The following is a 4,682-nucleotide window of genomic DNA, read 5'->3' on the forward strand; positions in this document are numbered from 1 at the left end:
CTGGAGTTTATCAACCAAGAGGCCTTCCACTCGCTAGAAGAATTAACCCTAAAAACGAAAGATTATGTCCACTGGTGGAATCATCACCGTATTCACGGTAGTCTCAACTACCAAACACCCATGACGAAGCGAATCATCGCTTAACAAAAACAGGGAGGGTGAGACTAAAAGTTTGTTCGTTAGTAGCCTAATTAATTATAAATAGGCGTGAATTATCAGAATTTTTTTCGTAGTATATCATTGTTGTTTTTGTTTGATTAAAACATTCTTAAAATTATTGCTATCTAAAAATATTTCTGTTATAGTAGGCACTGTCAGTTGAATTAATTGGCAAGTGCAAAATAAAGGAGAAATTTTATGAACACAGTAACAATGGACTCAATGGCTTTTGATAATTTTGAAGCAGTTGGAAATGATTATCTTGCTGGTGTGGAAGGTGAAGGTTGGCTTCTTGGGGCTGCTGGTGCAGTGCTTGGTGGCATTGGTGGTGGCTTATTGGCTGCTGGTTCTGGTGCCGATGCTAGAGGTATCTGGGGTGGTGCCATTAGTGGTGCGACTGCTTGCGGGCTAGGAGGATTAGCAATCACAACCCCTATTTCACCAGTTTAAGAATGTAAAAATAAAGGAGAAATTTTATGAACACAGTAACAATGGACTCAATGGCTTTTGATAATTTTGAAGTAGCTGGAAATGATTATCTTGCTGGTGTGGAAGGTGAAGGTTGGCTTCTTGGAGCTGCTGGTGCAGTGCTTGGTGGCATTGGTGGTGGCTTATTGGCTGCTGGTTCTGGTGCCGATGCTAGAGGTATCTGGGGTGGTGCCATTAGTGGTGCGACTGCTTGCGGGCTAGGAGGATTAGCAATCACAACCCCTATTTCACCAGTTTAATAGGATTGGAGATAGTTAAGAATGCAATCTGTAATTTTAGGATTATTTGGATTAGTCTTTGGAGCTTTGGGACTTGGATTACTATGTAGTAGTTTTTCAGATAACTGGATGACAACAATTGGTGGTGCAATAGTCGGTGGACTTTTGGCCGGCTTAGCAGGGTATTCTATTCACACCCCTATTTCCTGGTTATAATTTCTACCAAAGGCTTTAAAGTTATAAGAAGAAAGTTAACGTGGCTCGTTTTTACTCTATATGATAGTTCTAGCCATCTATACAATTTTATTTATATAAGTAGTTATTTTCCCCGCCTCCATCATGGTGCCGGGGTCTTTTGTTACCCTCTAACGTAGGAAAAAAAAGCTCATTATCAAGTGTAGTGGGTGACTTATAACGAACAACGAGAGAGGACCGGCTTGGTCTTCTTTTTTGTTAGGTTTAAAGCGAGGAAGATACGTTTTTTGAAGTTGTCAAAGTTCCGATAGCCAAAGGCATTGCGTTTGATGTCTTTGATGAGTTTGTTAGTGGCTTCTAATTTAGCGTTAGAATAAGGAAGCTCAATGGCATTAGTGATATAATTTGAATAGGTTACACTAAACTAGACAGAAATGATAAAGTGTTCTACACTAAAGAAAATAGGAGAACAGATATGTCTAGAAAAATTCGCCGTTACTTCACAGATGAGTTTAAACAACAAATCGTTGACCTTCACAATGCAGGTATGAAACGAAGCGAGATTATCAAAGAATATGAGTTGACCCCGTCTAGCTTTGACAAGTGGGTTAAACAAGCAAGAACAACTGGTTCCTTCAAAACTGTTGATAATCTGACAGATGAACAGCGTGAGTTGATGGAACTTAGAAAACGCAACAAAGAGCTTGAAATGCAGGTTGATATCCTAAAGCAAGCGGCGGTGATTATGGCACGAAAAGGGAAATAATCACCGCTAACAAGGACAAATACAGCATTTCAGCCATGTGTAGATGCTTAAATATTCCGCGTTCTAGCTATTACTACAAAGCTGTAGAGCCAGTATCTGAGGCACAACTTGAAGAAATGGTTAAGCGCATTTTTCTTGACAGTAAGTCCAGGTACGGCGCTAGGAAGATTAAGAAATGTCTGGAAGCACAAGGGATCAACTTGTCTCGCCGTCGGATTCGTCGCATCATGAAGAGATTGAATTTGGTTTCTGTTTACCAGAAGGCTGCCTTCAAACCGCATGTCAAAGGGAAGAATGAAGCACCTATTCCAAATCTCTTAGAGAGACAGTTTAACCAGCAAAAACCATTGGAAACCCTTGTGACGGACTTAACCTATGTTCGTGTTGGCAATCGTTGGGCTTATGTTTGTTTGATTCTTGACCTCTTCAATCGTGAAATCATCGGCCTATCCCTTGGTTGGCACAAGACCGCTGACTTGGTCAAAGAAGCCATTCAAAACATCCCTTATGCTCTGACCAAAGTGAAGCTGTTCCATTCTGATCGTGGCAAGGAGTTTGACAATGTTCTGATTGATGGGATGTTGGCGGCGTTTGACATCACTCGGTCTCTAAGTCAAGCGGGTTGTCCCTATGATAATGCCGTAGCTGAGAGCACTTATCGTTCCTTCAAACTGGAGTTTATCAACCAAGAGGCCTTCCATTCGCTAGAAGAATTAACCCTAAAAACGAAAGATTATGTCCACTGGTGGAATCATCACCGCATTCACGGCAGTCTCAATTACCAAACCCCCATGACTAAAAGAGCAATCGTTTAACAAAAACACTTTATAAATTTTGTACAGAAAAGGGTTGCCTTTTCACGTAAAAAAACCGACCTCTTTGGGTACTAGCCCCATAAAATGAGACACAAGAAAAACACTCCTGTTGAAATCTAGTAAACTAGAAACAGGAGTATTTTTGTTATGGTTAAAAAAGCCTATTCAGTAGAAACTAAACTAGCCTGCATTGACATGAAGAAGGCGGGTAAGTCTAATAAGGTGATCATGGAAACCTTAGGCATCAAAAATGTTAGTCAGGTCAAAACCTGGTGGCGTTGGTATCGAAAGGATGAACTGCACCGCTTCCATCAACCTGTAGGGAAACAATATACCTACGGTAAAGGGATGGCACAGTTATCTGAAATAGAACAATTACGCCTGCAGGTAGAACTCTTAAAAAAGTATCGGCGCTTGATAAGACAATCGACAAAGTAAGTCTTATCAAGCTGGTAGAAGAATACAAGGAAGTCTACCCAGTTTCCGTTATTCTGGAGTGCTTCGGCATTAAACGCTCAACTTTCTACCGTTGGAAAGCAGAGGGTGAGACGTCTGAGAAAAGAGACCAAGTTGTGGAGAAAATTGAGCAGCTCTGCATGGAAAATCAGTTTATCTACGGCTATCGCACCATCACCCGATTTCTCAAGAAGATGTATGGGCTCGTTGTCAATGGTAAGAAGGTCTATCGTATCATGAAGGAGAATGGCTGGCTCTGTCGTGCACGTCCCAAGAAGGCTCCAAATCTAGGGAAGCCTTACTATGTGACCGAGAACAAACTCAACCGTGATTTTTAAGCAGAACAGCCACTGGAGAAGCTTGTGACAGACATTACCTACTTCTCCTTTGGGAATTGTAAGCTCTACTTGTCTTCTATCATGGACCTCTATAATCGTGAGATTGTCGCTTATACCATTTCAGATTGCCAAGATACGGACTTTGTGTTAGACACTTTGAACCAACTGAACCTGCCTCAAGGAGCACTCCTGCACAGTGATCAGGGTTCCGTTTACACCTCGAAAGCTTATAATCAGGCTTGTACAGAAAAAGGCATCACCCGCTCCATGTCCAGAAAAGGGACACCAGCTGATAATGCCTGTATCGAATGGTTCCATTCCGTCCTAAAGTCTGAAACCTTCTATCTCCATAACTGGAGAAACTTAACCAAAGATAGTATAGCAGATATTGTCAAAAACGACATCACATTTTATAATGAAACTAGAATTCAACAGAGATTAAACGACCAGTCTCCTGTCCAATACAGGAAACTGGCCGCATAAAAGTGTTTTTCTACCGTCCCATCATTGGGGTGCAGTGCCTTCGGTCGGTTTTTTGCTAAGCGGTCAATAGATCCGATTAGCCTTCGTTTACAAATGGCATAAGAGCCATAACGCGAGCACGTTTAATTGCTGTCATTACGCTTTAGTTACTTAAGGGCTGTTCCTCTGGATCTAAAGTAGCCTCTAACAGCCTCTAAAATAATACTAATTGCTATAGCAAGCGCTACAATTAAAATAATATAAGTGACTTGTTCTTGTTTCATAAGATTCCCTTCCAAAGATATAAGGTACAAAGTATCACTAAGGTATTTCTACCCTGCTCTACTACATGCCAACTACTATGATGGTGGGCTATGGCACCTTACTAATTGCAAAACTCCTGTATTTTCGACTGAAGTTTCTTCGTGTTATTAAGCCGTTTAACAACTCAAAGAATTTTAGAAAAATAGCCGGCGAAGTACCAAAGCTTCTAGGGTATCTTATCTAAATTCACAGAGTTGTGGCGAGGTCAATTTTTTCGGCTCTATAATTTCTGTAGTGGGTAATCCCACTTTGGAGATTATAGGGCTTTTTGACTACCAAAAAAGTCCCATAAGACTTATAATGAAAAGCGACCAAACCATCATTAGAAAGTTACCTATGAGACATCTTAAGAATACCACAGAATTACTCGGAATCAAAGACAAAAATATTACCTTGACACAAGCCGTTCAACACGATACCCATATCGAAGTCATCGCTACACTTGACTATCATCCTCCTA

At 40.9% G+C, this 4,682-nt stretch carries 5 protein-coding genes and 2 pseudogenes; 6 read left to right on the forward strand and 1 reads right to left on the reverse strand.

Annotation, left to right across the window (positions count from 1 at the left end):
* The 4 genes from AC4HAL_RS10910 to AC4HAL_RS10925 all read left to right on the forward strand — a co-directional run.
* Window positions 1–144: IS3 family transposase (locus tag AC4HAL_RS10910; RefSeq protein WP_491094179.1), on the forward strand; the 144-nt coding region annotated here is incomplete at its 5' end.
* A gap of 213 nt (window positions 145–357) precedes the next feature.
* A complete protein-coding gene (locus AC4HAL_RS10915; protein WP_491094175.1) occupies window positions 358–609 on the forward strand; it encodes a hypothetical protein in 252 nt (83 codons plus the stop codon).
* A 26-nt stretch (window positions 610–635) separates the two neighbouring features.
* Window positions 636–887: a hypothetical protein gene (locus AC4HAL_RS10920; RefSeq protein ID WP_491094176.1), complete on the forward strand. Its 252-nt coding sequence runs from the start codon at window positions 636–638 to the stop codon at window positions 885–887.
* A 21-nt stretch (window positions 888–908) separates the two neighbouring features.
* Window positions 909–1,082 carry a hypothetical protein gene (locus AC4HAL_RS10925; RefSeq protein ID WP_491094177.1) on the forward strand — a complete coding sequence of 58 codons (174 nt, stop codon included), beginning with the start codon at window positions 909–911 and terminating at the stop codon, window positions 1,080–1,082.
* Between the two features lie 193 nt (window positions 1,083–1,275).
* Here the strand turns inward: AC4HAL_RS10925 and AC4HAL_RS10930 are convergent.
* Window positions 1,276–1,464 (reverse strand): annotated as a pseudogene (locus AC4HAL_RS10930) (transposase); the annotation flags it as partial.
* A gap of 72 nt (window positions 1,465–1,536) precedes the next feature.
* Here AC4HAL_RS10930 and AC4HAL_RS10935 point away from each other — a divergent pair.
* A protein-coding gene (locus AC4HAL_RS10935) for an IS3 family transposase (RefSeq protein ID WP_491094178.1) occupies window positions 1,537–2,642 on the forward strand; the annotation gives its coding sequence in 2 pieces (ribosomal slippage) (window positions 1,537–1,813 and window positions 1,813–2,642; 1,107 coding nt in all).
* A gap of 147 nt (window positions 2,643–2,789) precedes the next feature.
* Window positions 2,790–3,919: pseudogene (locus AC4HAL_RS10940) on the forward strand (IS3 family transposase).
* The last annotated feature ends 763 nt before the right edge of the window (window positions 3,920–4,682 follow it).

The sequence above is a fragment of the Streptococcus sp. ELY_125 genome, from assembly GCF_058314535.1.